Below are 20,557 nucleotides of genomic sequence, written 5' to 3' on the forward strand. Positions count from 1 at the left end.
CAAGTAACAACAACGGACAAAGTATTTAATGACAGAAGAGTAAAACAGAGTAATGTATATAGAATTTTAAAAAGATTTATTGATATTTTCGGATCGATTGTTGGATTACTCTTAACTATTCCTGTCTACCTAGTATTATTCTGCTGTTATAGAATCGGTGATAATAAAGGTCCCATGTTTTTTAAACAAAAAAGAATCGGGAAAAACGGAAATGAATTTTATATCTATAAATTTCGTTCTATGGTAATGGATGCTGAGAAGAAACTAAAAGAGAATCAAGTATTATATGCAAAATATATTCAAAATGATTATAAATTAGAACCTAGTGAAGATCCTAGAATTACAAAATTGGGAGCGTTTATAAGAAAGACAAGTTTAGACGAACTACCGCAGTTTTATAATGTTTTAAAAGGTAATATGAGTCTTGTAGGCCCAAGACCAGTTGTTGAAGAAGAGCTACGTGAATATAAAAACAGAGTAGAAGAGTTTTTATCCGTTAAGCCAGGGATAACAGGGTATTGGCAAGCAAGTGGTAGAAGTGATGTGAAGTATCCAGAACGAGTTGATATTGAATTGTATTATGTCTACAATCAATCAATTATACTTGATATAAAAATTATGTTTAAAACCGTTTTTCAAGTAATTGCTAGAAAAGGTGCTTACTAAGGTTAATTAAAAAGGTTAGAGGTATATCAATGTCAGCTTTACTTTTACCAATAAGTTTATTTATTAAAAATTTTATTGAGTTACCTATCTCTTATTTGAGAGAATTACCTATTTATTTTTATTTATTGCTAATAATAATCTCAATTATAATAGGAACTAAAATAAAATTAAAAAGATTATTTAATACGAAAGTATTTATATTTATAGCAATTGTTTTAGGTTTTCAATTGTTAGCAATGCTTATAAGTTATGGTTATATAGGGAATGATTCGTTAAATATAAATCCTATTAAACAATTTATAAAGCTATGTATCTTTCTAACTTGTATTTTTATTCACTATTTTGCTGTCAAATACTTTATCAATAATATGCAAGATATTAGAGGGTTTATAAGAGGAAATATAATCTCTTTATTTATTATTCTTGCAATTAGTTATATTCAACTTTTATACGTAATATTCCCAGGTCTTTTTGATGGGCTTGTAAGTATAATTGGATTATTTGAGCATAGATTTGATAGATCATGGTATGACAATGGAAGCTATGTACAGACAATGGGAAGAATCAATGGTTTAAATCCGGAAGCTGGTTATTTAGCAGCACAATTATTAATAGTATTCGTACCGTTTATATTAGCATCTATAAAAAACAAAGTGAATATTTTCTCAAGTTCTAAAAAATATAAACCTACATTTTTTTATATTTTGTTAACTAGTATCGTAATAATCTTATTTTTCGCAAAAACAACAACTGGTCTTGTTGCAATTTTAATGATTTTTGCATTTTTTTGGATGAGTTTGCCGTGGAAAAGAAAAGTAACTACAGCTATTATGTTTGTATTTTTAGGTTCTATAGGAATTGTTTATTGTCTAAGCAATACTTATATGATGGAAATTTTAAATGAAAATTTATTTAATAAAGCACAAAGTGGATCTGCTATGAATCGTTCGGGAGGAACTATAGGGCTTATAATTATATGGTTAAAGCATTTAATAACCGGAATTGGTTGGGACTATCATAATTTCTATTTATTCGAAAACGTTCCATTGTGGTCAACCGGAAATTGGGAATATCATAACGTTTATGTACCAGAAAATTTTTATCCTATCTTAAGTATATTTTTTGGCTGGTTAGCAGAATTTGGTACAGTCTGTATGATCTTTATTATTCTCTACTTAAATAAACTTTTAAAGGATTATCGACTATTAAGTAAACAAGCCATTTCGATTAATCATGAAAATTGTCAATTGATTATAGCTATTAAAGATGCAGCCCATTTTTTTGTGTATTTCTATATAATAATATCCTTTTTAAGTTTTGGTTGGTCTGAAAGCTGTTATTTAATTATGTTTTTCTTTTTTATAGTAGTTCGACAATTATTGAAAGATGAATTGAGCAAGGAGAGTAATTTGATTGAATATAAAAATTATTGTAGCAACACATAAAAAGTATGAGATGCCAGAAGACCAAATGTATTTACCAATTCAAGTAGGGAAGGCAATCAACAGTTCCTTGGAATATATTGGTGACAATACAGGTGAAAATATCTCGCTTAAAAACCCAAATTATTGTGAGCTTACAGCGATGTATTGGGCTTGGAAAAATATAGATACTGATTATTTAGGACTAGTTCATTATCGAAGACACTTTGGTAGCAAGTCTTTTTTTATTGGTTCAGAAAAGAAAAAGAATATATTAACTAAAGACAAAGCTCAAGAACTTTTAAAAGGATATGATGCAATTTTTCCTAAGAAACGAAATTATTGGATTGAAACAAATAAGTCACAGTATGTCAATGCTCATTATGGCCGAGATTTGGAATTAACAAAAGATATTATTAGTGAGAAATATCCAGAGTACGTTAGTGCTTTTGATATGATTATGAATAAACGTTCAGGACATAGATTTAATATGTTTGTGATGAAAAAAGAACTCTTTGATGCTTATTGTGAATGGTTATTTGAAATCTTATTTGAACTAGAAAAAAATTGATATTTCAAATTATTCTACATATCAAGCTAGAGTATTCGGATTTATTAGTGAGCGCTTATTAGATGTATGGATTGAAGTTCATAATGTAAATTATATCGAAGTACCTGTAGTGCATATGGAGAATCAGAATTGGCCTAAGAAAATCTTTCAATTTATTAAAAGAAAATTTACTATAAACCAATTAGAAATGTAGATTTTTAGAAAGGATATCTAAAATGAGTACACCTTTAAGGGAACTACAATTAGTTGAATTAGAAATATTAAAAGATGTTGTGAAAATTTGTGAAGAAAATAATTTAAGATACTTCTTAATGGGAGGTACTTTTTTAGGAGCAGTAAGGCATAAGGGGTTTATACCTTGGGATGATGACATTGATATAGCAATGCCAAGGGAAGACTATGAAAATTTTTTTGAAATTGTAGATCAAAAATTGCATGGTGATTATATATATAAAAACTTTAAAAAAGGAAATGAGAAAACTATTTATTTTTCAAGGGTAGAGAATATTAACTTTGAAATTGAAGATAACTCTGCAATTAAGAAGAGAATTAGAAATGCCTGGATTGATATTTTTCCACTTGATGGTATGCCTAACAATAGACTTGTTAGGTTTTTTCATAAAATTAGATTGTTATATTTAAGAGTTACATTACAGTATTCTCAATTCTCAGTAATAGTTAATCAAAATTTACCTAATAGGCCACTACATGAAAATATATTAATAAAAATAGGTAAAATGATTAACTTCGAGAGAATTTTAGATACAGAAAAATGTATGAATAAATTAGATATAGCTTTAAAGAAATACAATTACCATAATTCTAAATATGTTGTGAATTTTATGGGGGCATATAAATTTAAAGAAATGTTTCTAAGAGAAATATACGATGATACAGAAAAATATGAATTTGAGACTGAACAATTGATAGCGCCTAAAAATTTTAATTTCGTACTGTCGCAAATGTATGGCGATTATATGACTCCACCAAGGGAAGATGCTAAAAATAAACATAATACCAAAACTATTTAGAAATACAGAAAAACTGGAATTGTAAAATAAGGGTTTAACAATAATATTTTATAGATTTTAACTAGAGCAGAGGTGGACAATGAAGAGAGTACTTGTAGTTGGTGGAATGGCTCGAGGCGGGGGTATTTCGAAATTTTTAATGACCACATATTCCAATATACAAGATAAGGAGCTCCGTTTTGATTTTGTAAGTGAGTTTGGGAAAAATGATTATAAAGAAGAAATGGATAAAAAAGGTTGGGGACAAGTTAGTATAACTCCAATTAAAGAAAATGTGTGTAAACATCTAATTGAATGGTATTTATTTCTTAAACATCATGCAAAAGAATATGAAGCTATCCACTTTCATTATGATTCATTACACAAATTTATGCCGTTTTATTGGGCGAAAAAGTTTAAGATACCTAAGATAATTGTTCATTCGCATAATTCATATAATGATAAGAATAATATTATCAAGATGAAATTGCACAATATTGGTAGGGGGATTGTTGCCAAAAATGCTACTCACTTCTTTGCATGTTCGAGTAAGGCAGCAAAATGGTTTTATGAACAAGAAATATTGAGTGAAAATAAAATACAGATAATAAAAAATGGTATTGACTTAGATTCTTTCAAATATTCTCCAGTAGTACGTGGGGATATAAGGGAAGAATTGAACATTAACGAAAAATTTGTTATTGGTCATGTTGGAAGATTTGAAACTCAAAAGAATCATAAATTTCTCATACAGGTGTTTCATCAAATATATATGAAAAATAAAAATGCTGTTCTTTTACTTATAGGAGATGGAAATACAAAAAAAGAAATTATTGAAATGGTAAACAGTTTAAATCTTAAAGATAGTGTTAAAATTTTAGGTTTAAGAAATGACGTTTCAAAGTTAATTCAGGGGATGGATGTATTACTATTTCCTTCATTATATGAAGGCTTACCATTGACATTAATAGAAGCACAAACAGCAGGTTTACCATGTTTTATTTCAGACTCAATAGCAAGTGAAACAAAATGTTCAGAGTTTGTTTCTTTTTTATCACTTGAAGATAAACCTGAAAAGTGGGCAGATGCGATATTAAAGGAAGAACATAACCATAGTAGAAATAGATGTAATGGTTATTTTCAAGTGAAAGAGTCAGGTTATGACATTAAGGATGTAGCTGATGATTTAGCTGAGTTTTATTTAAATGCTGAGAGTAACAATGATCAAACTAGATATAATAACTGTTTGTAATAAAATAGGAGTACTTTTATGAAAAGACGTATATATTCAATAGAAACTATAGAACCTGCACATTTTCATGCAGGTTCAAAAGCAAGAGATGATATGAACCATTTCTTTAGTGAAATGGGCATCCCTAAAATTGTTTTTGATCGATCTGTAAGTAAATTAGAAAAATTATTGTTTATGAATAGTAATGTAAAAAGAAAATTATCTAATTTAAATAAGGATGATATTGTAATAATTCAGTATCCAATATACGGAAAGAGTTCTTTTGCTAGTGTTCTATATAAAACAATAAAGCAAAAAGGATTATCTAGTATATTGGTTGTACATGACATAGACTCGATAAGAAATAAAGCTGATAAAAAAGTGATTGCTGAAGAGGTAAAGACATTAAATCAGTTTGATATTATCATTTCTCATAATGAAGAAATGACTTCTTTTTTAAAGGAAATTGGTGTTAAAAGGAATATTATTGACTTAGAAATTTTTGATTATCATAATCATAGTGCATTCCAAGAAACTAATAATAATGGTATTGTTTTTGCTGGTAATCTGCAAAAATCGGAATTCTTGAGTGAAATTTCGAATATGAATAATGAATTAATTTTATATGGTCCAAATCCTCAAACATACAAAGCAAAAAATATCAGATATATCGGAGCATTCCCTCCAAATGAGTTGCCAAATCGTATGAATGGTAAATTCGGTTTAATATGGGATGGAACTTCGGTTGATACTTGTTCAGGTTTATTTGGTGAGTATATGAAATATAATAATCCTCATAAAACATCTTTGTATTTGAGTTGTGGATTGCCAGTTATTATTTGGAAGGAAGCAGCACTAGCTAAATTTATAGAAAAACATAATTTAGGAATTGCGATAAATTCTTTAGAAAATATTGATCATGAACTTTCTAAAGTAACAGAAAAGCAGTATAGTACTATGAAAAATAATGTAATTAGCATGGCGGGAAAAATAAGAAATGGTCATTTTTGTAAAACATCTATAAATAGAGCGGTTAACCTTTTAATGGAGGAAATGAAATGAAGTACGATTATCTAGTAGTTGGATCTGGTTTATTTGGAAGTGTTTTTGCTTACGAAGCAGCTAAAAGAGGCAAGAGAGTAAAGGTTATTGATAAAAGAAATCACATAGCTGGTAATGTATATACAGAAAAAATGGAAGATATTAATGTGCATAAATATGGAGCGCATATTTTTCATACAAATGATAAAGAAATTTGGGATTATGTGAATCAATTTGCTGAGTTTAATCGTTACACGAATACACCTATAGCAAACTATAATGGTGAAATATATAATCTGCCTTTTAATATGAATACGTTCAATAAATTATGGGGTGTATTTACTCCAGAAGAAGCAAAGGCAAAAATCGAGGAACAAAAAGCAGCAGTACAAATTGATGAGCCTAAAAACTTAGAAGAACAAGCTATTTCATTAATTGGTACAGACATTTACGAAAAATTAATTAAAGGATATACAGAAAAACAATGGGGAAGAAAAGCAACAGAACTTCCAAGCTTTATCATTAAACGATTACCTGTTCGTTTCACATATGATAACAATTATTTCAATGATAAATATCAAGGGATTCCAGAGGGTGGATATACACAGTTAGTTGAAAAGATGCTATCAAGTGATTTAATTGATGTTGAATTAGGTGTCGATTTCTTTGATAAAAAGGATGAGTATTTAAAAGACTTCCCTAAAATTGTTTATACAGGGATGATTGATCAGTTCTTTAATTATGAATTTGGAACGTTAGAATATAGAAGCTTACATTTTGAAAATGAAACATTAAATGTAGAAAACTACCAAGGGAATGCTGTAGTGAACTATACTGATGCAGAAACACCATATACTCGAATTATTGAACATAAACACTTTGAATTCGGTACACAAGCTAAAACAATTATTACAAAGGAATACCCGAAAACATGGGTAAAAGGTGATGAACCTTATTACCCGATGAATGATGATAAGAATAATACTATTTTTAAACAGTACCTTGAATTAGCAGATAAAACTCCAAATGTGATTTTTGGTGGCAGACTGGGGATGTATAAATACTATGATATGCATCAAGTCATCGATGCAGCATTAGAAGCTGTAAAAGTAGAATTTAAATAATGTAGAAATAGGAATTTTTATATGAGTATAGCAAAAAACTATTTCTACAATGTGGCTTATCAAATTGTAGTATTGATTATACCTTTAATAACGATTCCTTATATTTCAAGGGTATTAGGAAGTAGTGGTATTGGTACTAATGCATATACGAACTCTATTGTTCAGTATTTTGTTTTATTCGGCACAATAGGCATTTCCCTTTATGGTAACCGTACTATAGCATATGTTAGAGACGATAAAGAAGAGCTTAGTCGAAACTTTTGGGGAATTTTTATATTAAAGATCTTAACTACTTTAACTGCTTATGGTGTTTTCTTATTTTATTTAAATATAACAGATGAATTCAAAAATATTTTTGTATTTCAGTCTCTTTACATCATTGCTGCGGCTGTTGATATTTCATGGTTGTTTATGGGATTAGAAGATTTTAAGAAAACAGTCATAAGAAATCTAATAGTAAGGTTAATGGGAGTTATTCTCATATTTGTTTTTGTAAAAACAACTTCAGATTTATGGAAGTATGTCTTCATTTTATCAGCATCACAGTTAATTGGTCACTTAACGTTATGGTTTTATTTACCGAAAACTGTTATTAAAGTGAAACTAAAGTGGAAAGATATAAGTAAGCATTTCCTTCCGTCTATCCAACTATTCATACCCCAGATTGCGATTCAAGTCTACATTGTTTTAAATAAAACGATGCTAGGTTATTTTTCAAATATGGATGAAGTAGGTTTCTTTGATAACTCGGACAAGATAGTTAAGGTGGTTTTAGCTGTTGTTACGGCAATGGGAGTGGTCATGCTTCCTAGAGTAGCTAATACATTTGCGAAGGGAGAAATGTCTAAGGTAAGAAATTATTTGTATCAATCATTTGATTTTGTATCTTATCTTGCAATTCCTATGATGTTTGGATTAGCTGGAATTGCCAATGAATTCACTCCATGGTTTTTTGGTCCCGGATATAGCAAGACTAGTATTTTAATAGGGGTAATTAGTCCTGCTATTGTTTTTATTGCTTGGAGTAATGTTTTAGGACAACAATATTTACTGCCTGTTGGAAAGGTAAGAGGTTATACATCATCTGTCTGTGTGGGTGCGCTTGTTAATTTCTCACTAAACTTATTATTGATAAAGCATTTCTTATCCATTGGTACGGCTATAGCAACAGTAATAGCTGAATGCATGGTTACTTTGGTTCAAATTTATTGGGTGAGACGTGATATTGAGTTAAAGAAATTATTCATTCCAATATGGAAATATTTCCTTTCTGGTGCCATAATGTTCGGCGTTATTAGATTTTTGGGTGTTATAATGGGCATCGGGATGTTTACAACTATAATCCAATGTGTATTAGGAGCTATTTCGTATTTTGCTATCTTATTTTTATTGCAATCAGATATGAATAAAAAGCTATTTTCTAAAGGATGGGAAATTATAGGGAAGGTTATCCAGTCTTGACTGTTTGTTAATATATTTAATTTAAAACTAAATTAATGTGAAAACATTCACTTTGTGTGAATGTTTTCTTTTTATGTCAAACAGGCTCTAAGAATAATCTGTTAATAAAAGATTTTAGCCAAAATATTTAAACTTCTAAGCATTATTAGTTTGTTTTTTAATAGGATATAGGAGAGGAAAAAATGAAAATTAGAAAAAGAATCTTAACATACGGTACATTTGATCTTCTGCATTATGGTCATATAAATCTACTTAGAAGGGCAAAAGAATTAGGAGGCGAATTAATAGTAGGTCTCTCAACAGATGAATTTAATCAGCTGAAGGATAAAAAATCATATTATAGTTACGAATATCGTAAATTAATGTTGGAATCAATTCGTTACGTTGATAAGGTCATTCCTGAAAACACTTGGGAACAGAAAGTTCAGGACATTAAAGATAATAAAATTGATATTTTTCTTATGGGGGACGATTGGGAAGGCAAGTTTGACTTCTTAGCGGAATATTGCGAAGTAATATATTTACCGCGTACTGTTGGAGTCTCCACTACAAAGATAAAATCAGATCTCTTTAATGATAACTCTTCAAATGTTAAAGAGGTTTAGATATTAATTTCTAATATCAGTTCATGATTAGAGGTTATTTATTGAATCTAAATTATCGGTTAGAATAAACTCATTTGAACTAAAGAAAGAGGAGAAGTTATGAAAATCCTAGTTATCGGCGGGGCCGGTTACGTCGGCTCACACGCAGTAAAAGGTCTTTTGGAAAAAGGTCACGAGGTTGTTGTTGTGGACAACTTAGAAACTGGTCATAAGGAAGCTGTTCCTTCAAATGTTTCTTTATATATCGGAGACATGCGTGATAAATCCTTTTTAGATAATGTTTTTGAAAAAGAAAACATTGATGCGGTGATGCACTTCGCTGCACATTCTCTGGTTGGAGAATCTATGGCGAATCCACTAAAATATTTCCACAACAATACATACGGTATGATGGTATTGCTTGAGGTTATGAAGGAAAGAAATGTAGATAAGATTGTATTCTCATCTACAGCTGCTACATATGGTGAGCCTACAAATATTCCTATTACGGAAGAAGAGCCAACGAATCCTACCAATCCATATGGTGAATCTAAACTGATGATGGAAAAAATGATGAAGTGGGCAGATGAAGCATATGGTATTCGTTTTGTATCTCTTCGCTATTTTAACGTAGCTGGTGCTAGTTTAGATGGGACAATCGGTGAAGATCACCGCATTGAAACGCATTTAATTCCGTTAGTATTGCAAACAGCTCAAGGAAAGAGAGAAAGTATTACAATCTTTGGAGATGATTACAATACAGCGGATGGTACATGTATTCGTGATTATATCCATGTTGTGGATTTAATTAATGCGCACATTCTAGCATTAGAGTATTTATCAGAAGGTAACGATAGTAATATTTTCAACTTAGGAAGTGCGACTGGTTATTCGGTGAAAGAAATCATCGATGTGGCAAAAGAGGTAACAGGCTTGCCAATCAATGTCGTGCAAGGTGAAAGAAGAGCCGGAGATCCTAGTACGTTAATTGCTTCCAGTGACAAAGCTAAGGCAATTTTAAAATGGAATCCGAAGTATACGGATATCTCTCAAATCATCCAAAATGCGTGGGTGTGGCATAAAAACCATCCAAATGGATATTTGGATAAATGAAATTGATCTTTTAGCCCGTCTCATTATGAGGCGGGCTTTTTAACTATAGGTATTTTTAATAGGGGTGTATTAAATGGCTTGGAAAGTGAAAGCAAACAATTGGCAGCAATCGGCTGTTTTAGAAAAAGAATTAAAAGAACAGTTAGAACAACATGCAACAGATGAAAAAGTATTAGAGGACATGTTTTACCGCAATTTGGAATTCGGTACAGCAGGTATGCGTGGTGAAATTGGTCCCGGTACGAATCGAATGAACATTTATACAGTGCGTAAAGCAGCAGAAGGATTGGCGCACTATATGAATGAGCAAGGTCAAGCAGTGAAGGAACGTGGTGTGGCGATTGCTTATGATAGCCGCCATAAGTCAGCAGAATTTGCCCTGGAAGTTGCTAAGACGCTTGGGAACCACGGTATACGTTCGTATTTGTTCGATGAATTGCGCCCGACTCCCGAATTATCGTTTGCTGTCCGCTATTTAGAAGCATTTGCAGGTGTTATGATTACAGCTAGTCATAATCCTTCAATTTACAATGGCTTTAAACTATATGGAGAAGACGGAAGTCAAATCACACCGGATGCAGCGGAGCAAATTATCCACAATATTAATCAAATAGATGATGAACTTCAAATCCCGGTAATGGAAGAAGAACTTTTAATTCAACAAGGTCTGTTGATTTACGTTGGGGAAACAATTGATGAAGCATACTTGTCTCAATTGCAAAATATTTCACTACAAAACAAAAAAATGGAAGATATCAAAATTGTATATTCTCCTCTTCATGGTACCGGCAACAAGTTAGTGCAAGAAGGTCTAAAGAGACTTGGATTCGAAAATGTAACAGTGGTACAAGAGCAGGAACTGCCTGATCCGGATTTTTCAACTGTGAAATCGCCGAATCCTGAAGAACATGATGCGTTTAAATTGGCAATCTCCTACGGTGAGAAGATGGATGCGGATTTATTATTGGCGACAGATCCCGATGCTGATCGACTGGGTGTAGCTGTGAGAAATAAAGAAGGTAATTACACAATTCTAACTGGTAACCAAATCGGTGCTATCCTTATTCATTATTTAATCAAACAGAAGAAAGAACAAGGAACATTAGCTGAAAACAGTATGGTGTTAAAATCAATCGTAACATCTGAAATGGGTGTCGAGATTGCAAAGTCATTTGGTGTATACGCAGAGGATACGTTGACGGGCTTTAAATATATTGCTGAAAAAATTGAAGAGTGCTGCCAAAAGCAAGAAAATGAATTTTTATTTGGCTATGAAGAAAGCTATGGTTTCTTAATTCGTGATTTTGTTCGTGATAAAGATGCTATCCAAGCAGCGGTGATGGTGGCTGAAGTGACAGCATTTTATAAAGAAAAGGGAATGTCGTTATATGATGGCTTACTTTCTTTATATGACCAATTTGGTTACTTCCAAGAGTCAATTAAATCGTTAACGCTTAAAGGGAAAGAAGGGGCAGCGTTAATTGAAGCTATGATGAATGAATTCCGTCAGCAAGTTCCAACAGAAATAGCTGGTGTGAAGGTTGTTGCAGTTGAAGATTATCAATCTGGTGAACGCTGCGACTTGATCGCTAAGGAAAAAACGAAGCTTGTATTGCCTAAATCAAATGTATTGAAATTTTATTGTGAGAACGGGTCATGGTTCTGCCTAAGACCTTCAGGTACAGAGCCGAAGATGAAGTTTTATTTCGCTGTGTGTGGAGAATCACAGGCAGACAGTCAGCAACTGCTGCAAGAATTAGAAACAGATGTCATGCAACGAGTTAATGAGCTTGTTAAGTAACAACTTTACTATCTCCTGATATTGAGGTCTCTCTTATGTTTTTTACACGGGAGACCTCAATATCGGGATTAATATAGAAGTCGAGGGAAAGCGCTTTCTTAAATGTGTTTAAGCAATAGACTAAAAAAGGATAATTCATTATGTCAGTCAAAACAAATACAGAATTAGAGAAGCTGAAGAAAAAATTAGATAAGAGCATCGGCATGCAAGCAAATAAAAGCACTGAAAAATAACAACCAATCCAACAATAATGTCCCTTGAATCAAATAGTCGCGGATCATGCATTGATGAATTGTACTGTCCGCTGAATATGTCAAAAGTCCTCCACGTTCCCCTGTCTACCGAAAAAGGTTATTGAGATTAGTATCAGGAACTTTTTAAACAAACCGTTTGCTTTAATAATTATGCATATGTTCTTTGCTTGGCAATGCCGTCTTCTGTGACAACGATAATTCAGTGTGTATCGTAATTATCATATCTGTTGATTGTAATCGTTCCAGAAGTTCCAACATAAAAAATCTGGTATCAGTGAACAAATCGTTGTTTTGCTGGCACCTGATGGATCGACAAAAGTGATTGTTTCCCCTGCATGTGAAATTTTTCGCTGCCCTTACATTTTTTACGGTCTTCAATATTGGGATCCTGATTAAGCAACTCCGTAAATCGTGTGAAGCCCACCATACCCTTCGAATACAACTCCATTAGTGCGCTAATTAATTCAAGAGTTTGCTATACATTTGATTCCAAGCCTCGTTCATTTTAAATTCTCCTAAAAATAAATTCATAAATATTGTATATAAAATGACAGATAAGGTTTTTATTGTGCACTTTTTGTCTATATAGTAATAAGGCTTATTCCTTAAGGAAAGAAAGTGAGTGATTACAAATGGAAACTAAACAGTCTTCTCATCTGTCTAAAAGTGAAGAAGCATATGAATCGGCAAAAAAAGTATCAGCTATTTCCAAGGCGATTGGATATATCGGAATTCTTTTTGGTGTAGTCTCTTTATTTTACTTTCCATATGTTCTAGGAGGAATTGGTATCATATTAGGCTTTATTGCTATGAAACTAGGTGAAATTACTCTTAGTTCTTGGGCGATTGGGGTTTGTGCATTATCTATCATTCTTTCTGTTTTTGTTGTGCCTTATATTTAATTAATTCAATTAGCTAATGTAAGGCATTCCAATAAAGAGTAAAATGGAATGCTTTCTATTGCCTTTTGATTTAACTCTAAAGTGTAGAAGATAGTAACATAAGTGCCATTGTGTTTTCTCTAATTATTCACAAAAATTAACTATAGTTAGTATATTAAGAAAATAGTTGAAAGGTAAATATGTTCGCTAGAGGTGATTAGATGGGGGAAGAAGTTAGTATTCAGGAGATATTTCATATTCTAAAAAAAAGAAGCTTACTCATTTTATCTCTGACAGCGATTACGATGATTATAGTAGGCATTATCAGTTATTTTGTTATTACACCTACATATGAAGCAACTTCGCAAATTCTTGTTAATCAATCGGGCAATGAAAATAATCTTTATGATTCTAACGAAGTAGAAACGAATGTGCAACTCATTAAAACTTATAGAATTATGATTAAAAGCTCAACTGTTTTAGAAAAAGTGAAAGATGAACTTAACTTAGATTATTCAATTGATGATTTAAATAACATAATCACTGTATCAAGTGAAGACGATACGCAAATAATGAGCATCACAGTAGAGGATAAGAGTATTAAATCAGCTGTTAGGATTGCAAATAAAACAGCTGAGGTATTTCAAAAGGAAATTGCCGATATCATGAATATCAATAATGTAACGATTATTACAGAAGCGAAAGTTAAGGGACATGAGACTCCTGTTAAACCTAATCGTGTATTGAACTTAGCGATTGCAATGGTTGTCGGTTTAACGGTGGGCGTTGGTTTAGCCTTTTTATTGGCTTTCCTTGATCATACGCTGAAAACAGAAAAGGATATCGAGACACGTTTAAATCTGCCGGTGATAGGTGTAATTAGTAAACTTAGCAAAAGAACACCCGAACCACAAAAGTTAATTATCAATAATGAACAAACTACATTTACTGAGCAATATAGAACGATGCGGACTAATATTGAATATGCTGAAATTAAACATGAATTAAAATCAATTATGGTTACTTCAGTTAATCCGGGAGAGGGGAAATCAATAACAGCAGCGAATTTAGCTACTGCCTTTGCACAAGAAGGTCGTAAGGTATTGTTATTAGACGCTGATTTGCGGGGACCAAATGTTCATAACTTATTTAAAGCAGATAATCTTAGAGGATTATCCACTATACTTAGTGGAAAAGCAACTCTTGACCAAGTAGTTACAAAGACAAAAGTTGATAATCTATCAATATTGACTAGCGGTCCTGCATCACCTGACCCAACTAAAATACTAGTATCCAAAGATATGGGGAGTCTTCTTGAGATATTAAATCAGCAGTTTGACTTAGTCATTCTGGATGTACCATCGATCTTAGCTGTATCTGATGCGCAAATTCTTGCTAAATTTTGCGATGCAGCTACTATAGTTGTTTCAAGTGGAGAGACAGAAATCGAACAAGCACAAAAAGCTAAAAAAATATTAGAAAAGACAAGTACAAAATTATTGGGTGTAATCCTAAATAAGAAAAAATCTAGTGATAATGACTATTAATATAAAAAATACTTTGTTTGATGCTTTTAGAGAATATAAAAATTTAACCGAAATGAAGTGGAGAGGCTTCCTATCCGTTATCAATGGAGGCACTCGGCCATGTTGTGGGATATTCTGCGAAAGATATCCTTAGACGCATTCGTTGTCAAGAATGTGGTGTGAGGGCGGGTTAGATGCCCATTTTAATTTAAATAACTAATGAAAAAGCAGGAAATTATTTTGCTTTTTCATTAGTTATTTATTTTTATAGGTTATTTTAAGGAAGAAGGGGATTGCTAATGACAATCAAAAAACGTATTTGTATATTAAATATTATTGATGCACTGATTGTAGTGACCTCGGTTTTTTTAGGATATGGACTGGTATTTGAAAGCAGATCCGTAATGGGAACTAGCGAAATAACGTTTTCAGTAGTTGGTTTATTGATCAGCTATTTTTTGTGTGCTTCTTATTTTAATCTTTATAAAAAGGCATGGGAGTATGCTAGTATCAGTGAATTAATTGCTATTTTTAAAACAGTAACTATATCGTGTATAGTAACAATAATTTTACAGTACATTATTTTGAGCTACATATATATACGGGTTTTTATCGTCGTGTGGATGATTCATCTGTTGCTTTTAGGTGCTTCCCGTTTATGCTGGCGTCTATATAGTAATTATAAAATAGCGGACAATAAATCAGTTAAGAGAACATTAGTAGTTGGTGCAGGTTCTGCTGGAGTTATGATTGTACACCACTTATTGAATCACACGGATAGTGGATTACATCCAGTAGCATTTATTGATGATGATTTGAATAAGCAAAAACTACAAGTGTTGGGCATTCCTGTTTTGGGAACTACAAAAGATATCGTTAAGGTAGCAGAGTCCAATGCTATTAACCATATCGTCATTGCCATTCCCTCCTTACGTAACAAGCAAAAGTTACAGAGTATTATTGGTGAATGCAAGAAAACAAGTGCAAAGACACAAATAATACCTAAAATTGAAGACATTATGCTCGGTAAACTTTCATTTAGCGCATTGAAAGATGTGAACATTGATGACTTATTGGGAAGAGATCCGGTCGAATTAGATCTTAATTCAATACGTGAAGATATTACTGGTAAAGTGGTTCTAGTATCCGGGGCAGGTGGATCTATCGGATCAGAAATTTGTCGCCAAGTTTGCCGATTCAATCCAAAGAAAATTCTTCTTTTAGGTCATGGGGAAAATAGTATCTATCACATTGATATGGAATTACGAGATAAGTACGTGAACGAAATTGAGATTGTTCCTATTATAGCCGAAATACAAGATAGAGAACTATTATGTGAATTGATGAACAAATATAAACCTGACATCGTCTATCATGCTGCGGCCCATAAGCATGTGCCGTTGATGGAATATAATCCGAAAGAAGCTGTAAAAAATAATATTCTTGGAACCAAAAATATCGCAGAGGTAGCATCACAATATGGGGTGAAGAACTTTGTCATGATATCTACAGACAAAGCAGTTAGACCTACGAATGTGATGGGAGCAACAAAAAGGTTTGCGGAAATGATCATTCAAAATTTAGCTGAAGAAAGTGCTACAAAATTTGTAGTGGTACGGTTCGGAAACGTACTCGGAAGTAGGGGCAGTGTTGTTCCTTTATTTGAAAAACAAATTGCTGCAGGAGGTCCAGTGACAGTCACTGATCCGAGAATGACAAGGTATTTTATGACCATTCCTGAAGCAGCACGATTAGTTATTGAAGCTGGCTCACTTGCTAAGGGTGGAGAGGTATTTGTACTTGATATGGGCAAGCCAGTCAAAATAGCTGATTTAGCTAAAAATATGATTTCTTTATCAGGTTATACAGAAGAAGAAATAGGCATTGATTATATAGGTATGCGACCTGGAGAAAAGTTATATGAGGAATTATTAAGTCGAGATGAAATACAAACAGAGCAAATTTATCCGAAAATTCATATCGGTAAGGCGAACCCGATGAAGAAACAGGAATTGTATCAACTTATCGATCAATTCAAAATGATGGATAGTAAGCAATTGAAAGATACACTCTTGAAAGTTTCCAATAGCAGATTTTAGGTTTTGTAATCCTTTTTAAAAATTAGCTCTGTTATCGTTCGTTGTTGATTTGGACGGAAAATGTTAATTGTAGCGGAGGGAATGGTGACTCTTGCTCAGACGAAGCGGGCAGGACTTGCCCCACGGAAAGCGTCTCCCCGTAGCGGAAATCAACAATATCGTTTAACACAGCCTAAAGATTAAAAAAAGATTGGGGAGCTGGCTATGAAAAAAGTAAAAAAAGCAATTATACCAGCAGCTGGTTTAGGTACAAGATTTCTTCCTGCAACAAAGGCCATGCCTAAGGAAATGCTTCCTATTGTTGATAAACCAACCATTCAATACATTGTAGAGGAAGCGATTGCTTCAGGTATAGAGGACATCATCATTGTAACAGGGAAAGGGAAAAGAGCAATTGAAGACCACTTCGATCATGCCTTTGAACTTGAAAATACGTTATTAGAAAAACATAAACTAGACTTATTAGAAAAAGTGAACGACTCAGCAAATGTTGAGATTTGTTATATTCGACAAAAGGAACCAAAAGGTCTCGGGCATGCTGTCTGGTGTGCTAGAAAATTTATTGGTGATGAACCTTTTGCTGTATTACTGGGCGATGATATTGTAGAAGCGCAAACACCATGCTTAAAACAATTGATAGATGTTCATGACCAGACATTTTCTTCTGTTATTGGGGTGCAAGCAGTACCAGATTCTGAAACGCACCGATATGGCATTATCGATCCTATTAAGCAAACTGGAAGATTATATGAAGTAAGTGACTTTATCGAGAAACCAGAACAAGGAACGGCTCCATCGAATTTAGGTATTATCGGACGTTATATATTAACACCAGAAATCTTTATGTTTCTTGAAAAACAAGAAACAGGTGCAGGAGGAGAAATCCAATTAACTGATGCCATTCAGAAGTTGAATAAGATTCAGCGCGTATTTGCTTACGAATTCGATGGGAAACGGTATGATGTCGGTGAAAAATTAGGATTTATTGAAACAACAATTGAATTTGCGTTGAATAAGCCGGAATTAAAAAAAGACTTGATGGATTTTATGGAAGAGCAACTAGAGAAAGAAAAAACAGGTAAAGAAGACATTGGAAAGGGAAAGTTAATTAATTAGTAGTTTTTTTAAGATATTTCCTTAGGAGGTGTATGAGGTGTGACTGATAGAATCTATCTTTCATCGCCCCATATGAGCGATGATGGTTATGAGATGCAATATATACAAGAAGCGTTTGATACAAATTGGATTGCCCCTCTTGGAGAAAATGTAGATGAATTTGAAAACGAATTTGCTGTTAAAGTTGGTTCTAAAGCTGCAGTAGCATTATCGTCTGGCACAGCAGCTATTCATATGGCTCTTAAAGCAGCGGGAGTGGGAGAAGGAGATATTGTCTTTTGTCAGACACTTACTTTTGCAGCTTCAGCCAATCCAATTATTTATCAAAATGCAATACCTGTGTTTATTGATAGTGATGAGCGAACATGGAATATGTGTCCAAAGGCACTTGAAGAAGCGTTTGAGAAATACCCGGAAGTAAAAGCAGTCATCGTCGTACACCTTTATGGATTATCTGCTGATATGGATCGAATAGTCGCACTTTGCCATAAATATAATGCTACTTTGATTGAAGATGCTGCGGAAGGCCTCGGTTCGTTTTATAAAGGGAAACAATTAGGTACCATAGGTGATTATGGTATCTTTTCTTTTAATGGAAATAAGATTATTACTACTTCTGGCGGAGGCATGCTTGTCTCTGATCACGAGGAGAGAATTGCAAAGGTTAGATTTTGGTCTGCGCAAAGTAAAGATCCGGCAAGATATTATCAGCATAGTGAGCTAGGGTTTAATTATCGAATGAGCAATATCTTGGCGGGAATCGGAAGAGGCCAGCTTAAAGTGCTAAATCAAAGAATGAGTAAGAAGAAATATATCTTTGAATTTTATAGACATGAACTTGGGCGGCTAAATGGTGTGGATTTTATGCCGGTTAATGAATGGAATGAACCGAATTTTTGGTTGAGCTGCATGACATTAAGTGGAGAAGTAAGGCCGCTGGATGTTATGGAAGCTCTTGAGAAGGAAAATATTGAATCGAGACCAATCTGGAAGCCGATGCATTTGGAGCCGTTTTTCGAGAAATATGACTATATAGGAACAGATGTAGCAGAGCGATTATTTGAGAATGGTATATGTTTGCCGAGTGATACGAAGATGACTGATGAGGATTTGAATAGAATTGTAAAAATTATTAAGAAATTGCGGTGATACTAATGCTTCATTCTAAAGGAGGTATTTATAGAAGGTATATAAAAAGACCAATGGATTTTCTTTTATCTTTAACGGCACTTGTAATTTTAAGTCCTATTCTTTTGCTGATTGCCATTCTTATTAAGTTGAATTTGGGAAGTCCCGTTATTTTTAGGCAGAAACGTCCAGGATTAAATGAGGAGATTTTCACGTTATATAAGTTTAGGACAATGACTAATAGCAGAAATGAGAATGGAGAATTATTGCCGGATGATATTAGAATTACTAAACTTGGCAAGTTTCTTCGTGATACATCACTGGATGAGCTTCCTGAATTAATTAATATTTTGAAAGGTGATCTTTCAATTGTCGGACCAAGACCTCAACTTGTGCAAGATATAGTGTTTATGACTTTAAAACAAAGAAAGAGATGCGAGGTTACACCAGGACTTACGGGTTGGGCTCAAATCCACGGGCGCAATTCAGTGACATGGGAAGAAAAATTAGAAATGGATTTGGAATATATCGATAATATTACTTTCATAAAAGATTGGAAAATAATTTTTTTGACAGTAATTAAGGTTTTAGAGCGGGAGGGAGTAAGTGAAGAAGGTATGATAACCGCTGAGAACCTTGGAGATTACCTATTAAGAATAGGACAGATTGATGAAAAGACCTATTTGGCATTGATAGAGAAAAGTAGAGAAATAGAAAATATCTTGTAAGACGGTGTTTAGAATGGGAAACAAGAATAATAAAGAAAATATTTTAGTTTCAATAATCACACCTGTTTACAATTCAGAAAAGTATATAGGTGAAACAATAAAGAGTGTATTGGCTCAGACATATCCAAACTGGGAGATGCTTATTGCTGATGATTGTTCGACAGACAGAACGGCTAAAGTGATTGATGGATTTAAAGATTCTAGAATCAAATATTTTAGATTAGAGAAAAATGCTGGAGCTGCTGTCGCAAGAAATAAGGCTCTTGAAAAAGCGCAAGGAAGTTACATCGCTTTTTTAGATGCGGATGATATGTGGAAACCTAATAAGCTAGAAAACCAATTAAATTTCATGATTGAAAATAATATTGGGTTCTCATTCACAGGGTATGAGATTGTAAGAGAGAACCAGAACAAGATTATTAGAGTACCTTCGAAACTGAATTATAGTCAATTCATGAAAAATACTATTATTGGAACACTGACTGTAATGATAAATCTTGATATTGTGGGCGAAGTTAGATTAGTTAATGTGAAGAAAGACCATGATTCAATGACTTGGGCTAAACTGCTTAGAGAAGGTCATAGCGCATATGGCTTAAATGAAAGTTTAGCCTATTACAGGGAAGTAAAAGGATCAATATCACATAATAAGTTTGAGGCAGCTAAAAACCATTGGATTAATTGCAGAAAAGTTGAGCATCTATCAATATTTAAATGTCTTTATTTTTTTGTTTTTTATGGGATAAATGCTGTGAAAAAACACTATAGTTAGTCACTTAGTATGCAGGACTAATTATATAGC

17 protein-coding genes and 1 pseudogene are annotated in these 20,557 nt (G+C 32.9%); all 18 read left to right on the forward strand.

The window, feature by feature from the left end; translation table 11 throughout:
- The first annotated feature begins 63 nt into the window (after positions 1-63).
- The 18 genes and pseudogenes from IEO70_RS04460 to IEO70_RS04545 all read left to right on the forward strand — a co-directional run bounded on the left by IEO70_RS04460 (position 64) and on the right by IEO70_RS04545 (position 20,527).
- Positions 64-666: a sugar transferase gene (locus tag IEO70_RS04460; protein ID WP_328820868.1), complete on the forward strand. Its 603-nt coding sequence runs from the start codon at positions 64-66 to the stop codon at positions 664-666.
- A gap of 29 nt (positions 667-695) precedes the next feature.
- Positions 696-2,111, forward strand: coding sequence for a hypothetical protein (locus IEO70_RS04465; RefSeq protein ID WP_190997158.1), 1,416 nt, complete (start codon positions 696-698; stop codon positions 2,109-2,111).
- Between the two features lie 25 nt (positions 2,112-2,136).
- Positions 2,137-2,851: pseudogene (locus IEO70_RS04470) on the forward strand (DUF4422 domain-containing protein).
- A 22-nt stretch (positions 2,852-2,873) separates the two neighbouring features.
- Positions 2,874-3,689, forward strand: coding sequence for a LicD family protein (locus IEO70_RS04475; protein WP_190997159.1), 816 nt, complete (start codon positions 2,874-2,876; stop codon positions 3,687-3,689).
- A 79-nt stretch (positions 3,690-3,768) separates the two neighbouring features.
- Entirely contained in the window at positions 3,769-4,920 is a 1,152-nt protein-coding gene (locus tag IEO70_RS04480; RefSeq protein WP_190997160.1) for a glycosyltransferase, read from the forward strand.
- A gap of 18 nt (positions 4,921-4,938) precedes the next feature.
- Positions 4,939-5,961 (forward strand): sugar transferase, encoded by a 1,023-nt coding sequence (locus IEO70_RS04485; protein ID WP_190997161.1) that lies wholly within the window; start codon positions 4,939-4,941, stop codon positions 5,959-5,961.
- Entirely contained in the window at positions 5,958-7,064 is a 1,107-nt protein-coding gene (gene glf, locus IEO70_RS04490) for a UDP-galactopyranose mutase (protein WP_190997162.1), read from the forward strand. The genes IEO70_RS04485 and glf overlap by 4 nt, the downstream gene beginning before the upstream one ends.
- A 21-nt stretch (positions 7,065-7,085) precedes the next feature.
- Complete coding sequence (locus tag IEO70_RS04495; protein ID WP_190997163.1) at positions 7,086-8,525, forward strand: flippase; 1,440 nt, start codon at positions 7,086-7,088, stop codon at positions 8,523-8,525.
- 182 nt (positions 8,526-8,707) lie between these two features.
- Positions 8,708-9,130: a glycerol-3-phosphate cytidylyltransferase gene (tagD, locus tag IEO70_RS04500; RefSeq protein ID WP_190997164.1), complete on the forward strand. Its 423-nt coding sequence runs from the start codon at positions 8,708-8,710 to the stop codon at positions 9,128-9,130.
- A 99-nt stretch (positions 9,131-9,229) separates the two neighbouring features.
- Complete coding sequence (gene galE, locus IEO70_RS04505) at positions 9,230-10,222, forward strand: UDP-glucose 4-epimerase GalE (RefSeq protein WP_190997165.1); 993 nt, start codon at positions 9,230-9,232, stop codon at positions 10,220-10,222.
- 73 nt (positions 10,223-10,295) lie between these two features.
- Positions 10,296-12,023, forward strand: a complete 1,728-nt coding sequence (locus IEO70_RS04510; RefSeq protein ID WP_190997166.1) for a phospho-sugar mutase — start codon at positions 10,296-10,298, stop codon at positions 12,021-12,023.
- 886 nt (positions 12,024-12,909) lie between these two features.
- On the forward strand, positions 12,910-13,179 hold the full coding sequence (locus IEO70_RS04515) for a hypothetical protein (protein WP_190997167.1): 270 nt from the start codon (positions 12,910-12,912) through the stop codon (positions 13,177-13,179).
- Between the two features lie 200 nt (positions 13,180-13,379).
- Entirely contained in the window at positions 13,380-14,705 is a 1,326-nt protein-coding gene (locus IEO70_RS04520) for a polysaccharide biosynthesis tyrosine autokinase (protein ID WP_190997168.1), read from the forward strand.
- A gap of 278 nt (positions 14,706-14,983) precedes the next feature.
- Positions 14,984-16,783: a polysaccharide biosynthesis protein gene (locus IEO70_RS04525; protein WP_190997169.1), complete on the forward strand. Its 1,800-nt coding sequence runs from the start codon at positions 14,984-14,986 to the stop codon at positions 16,781-16,783.
- A gap of 204 nt (positions 16,784-16,987) precedes the next feature.
- Positions 16,988-17,899 carry a UTP--glucose-1-phosphate uridylyltransferase GalU gene (gene galU / locus IEO70_RS04530; RefSeq protein ID WP_190997170.1) on the forward strand — a complete coding sequence of 304 codons (912 nt, stop codon included), beginning with the start codon at positions 16,988-16,990 and terminating at the stop codon, positions 17,897-17,899.
- 39 nt (positions 17,900-17,938) lie between these two features.
- The gene (locus IEO70_RS04535) at positions 17,939-19,048 is read left to right on the forward strand and encodes a DegT/DnrJ/EryC1/StrS family aminotransferase (RefSeq protein WP_190997171.1); all 1,110 of its coding nucleotides are present in this window, start codon (positions 17,939-17,941) and stop codon (positions 19,046-19,048) included.
- 5 nt (positions 19,049-19,053) lie between these two features.
- Positions 19,054-19,755 (forward strand): sugar transferase, encoded by a 702-nt coding sequence (locus IEO70_RS04540; RefSeq protein ID WP_206711496.1) that lies wholly within the window; start codon positions 19,054-19,056, stop codon positions 19,753-19,755.
- A gap of 13 nt (positions 19,756-19,768) precedes the next feature.
- Entirely contained in the window at positions 19,769-20,527 is a 759-nt protein-coding gene (locus IEO70_RS04545) for a glycosyltransferase family 2 protein (protein WP_190997172.1), read from the forward strand.
- Positions 20,528-20,557: the final 30 nt, after the last annotated feature.

The sequence above is a fragment of the Peribacillus faecalis genome (assembly GCF_014712675.1).
Classification (GTDB): domain Bacteria; phylum Bacillota; class Bacilli; order Bacillales; family DSM-1321; genus Bacillus_AD; species Bacillus_AD faecalis.

Excerpts from the sequence above, each read along its gene's own strand:
- IEO70_RS04480 (WP_190997160.1), top strand. The coding sequence starts at position 3,769 with ATGAAGAGAGTACTTGTAGTTGGTGGAATGGCTCGAGGCGGGGGTATT.
- glf (WP_190997162.1), top strand. The coding sequence starts at position 5,958 with ATGAAGTACGATTATCTAGTAGTTGGATCTGGTTTATTTGGAAGTGTT.
- IEO70_RS04495 (WP_190997163.1), top strand. The coding sequence starts at position 7,086 with ATGAGTATAGCAAAAAACTATTTCTACAATGTGGCTTATCAAATTGTA.
- galU (WP_190997170.1), top strand. The coding sequence starts at position 16,988 with ATGAAAAAAGTAAAAAAAGCAATTATACCAGCAGCTGGTTTAGGTACA.
- IEO70_RS04525 (WP_190997169.1), top strand. The coding sequence starts at position 14,984 with ATGACAATCAAAAAACGTATTTGTATATTAAATATTATTGATGCACTG.
- IEO70_RS04545 (WP_190997172.1), top strand. The coding sequence starts at position 19,769 with ATGGGAAACAAGAATAATAAAGAAAATATTTTAGTTTCAATAATCACA.
- galE (WP_190997165.1), top strand. The coding sequence starts at position 9,230 with ATGAAAATCCTAGTTATCGGCGGGGCCGGTTACGTCGGCTCACACGCA.
- IEO70_RS04465 (WP_190997158.1), top strand. The coding sequence starts at position 696 with ATGTCAGCTTTACTTTTACCAATAAGTTTATTTATTAAAAATTTTATT.
- IEO70_RS04475 (WP_190997159.1), top strand. The coding sequence starts at position 2,874 with ATGAGTACACCTTTAAGGGAACTACAATTAGTTGAATTAGAAATATTA.
- IEO70_RS04540 (WP_206711496.1), top strand. The coding sequence starts at position 19,054 with ATGCTTCATTCTAAAGGAGGTATTTATAGAAGGTATATAAAAAGACCA.
- tagD (WP_190997164.1), top strand. The coding sequence starts at position 8,708 with ATGAAAATTAGAAAAAGAATCTTAACATACGGTACATTTGATCTTCTG.
- IEO70_RS04510 (WP_190997166.1), top strand. The coding sequence starts at position 10,296 with ATGGCTTGGAAAGTGAAAGCAAACAATTGGCAGCAATCGGCTGTTTTA.
- IEO70_RS04485 (WP_190997161.1), top strand. The coding sequence starts at position 4,939 with ATGAAAAGACGTATATATTCAATAGAAACTATAGAACCTGCACATTTT.
- IEO70_RS04515 (WP_190997167.1), top strand. The coding sequence starts at position 12,910 with ATGGAAACTAAACAGTCTTCTCATCTGTCTAAAAGTGAAGAAGCATAT.
- IEO70_RS04520 (WP_190997168.1), top strand. The coding sequence starts at position 13,380 with ATGGGGGAAGAAGTTAGTATTCAGGAGATATTTCATATTCTAAAAAAA.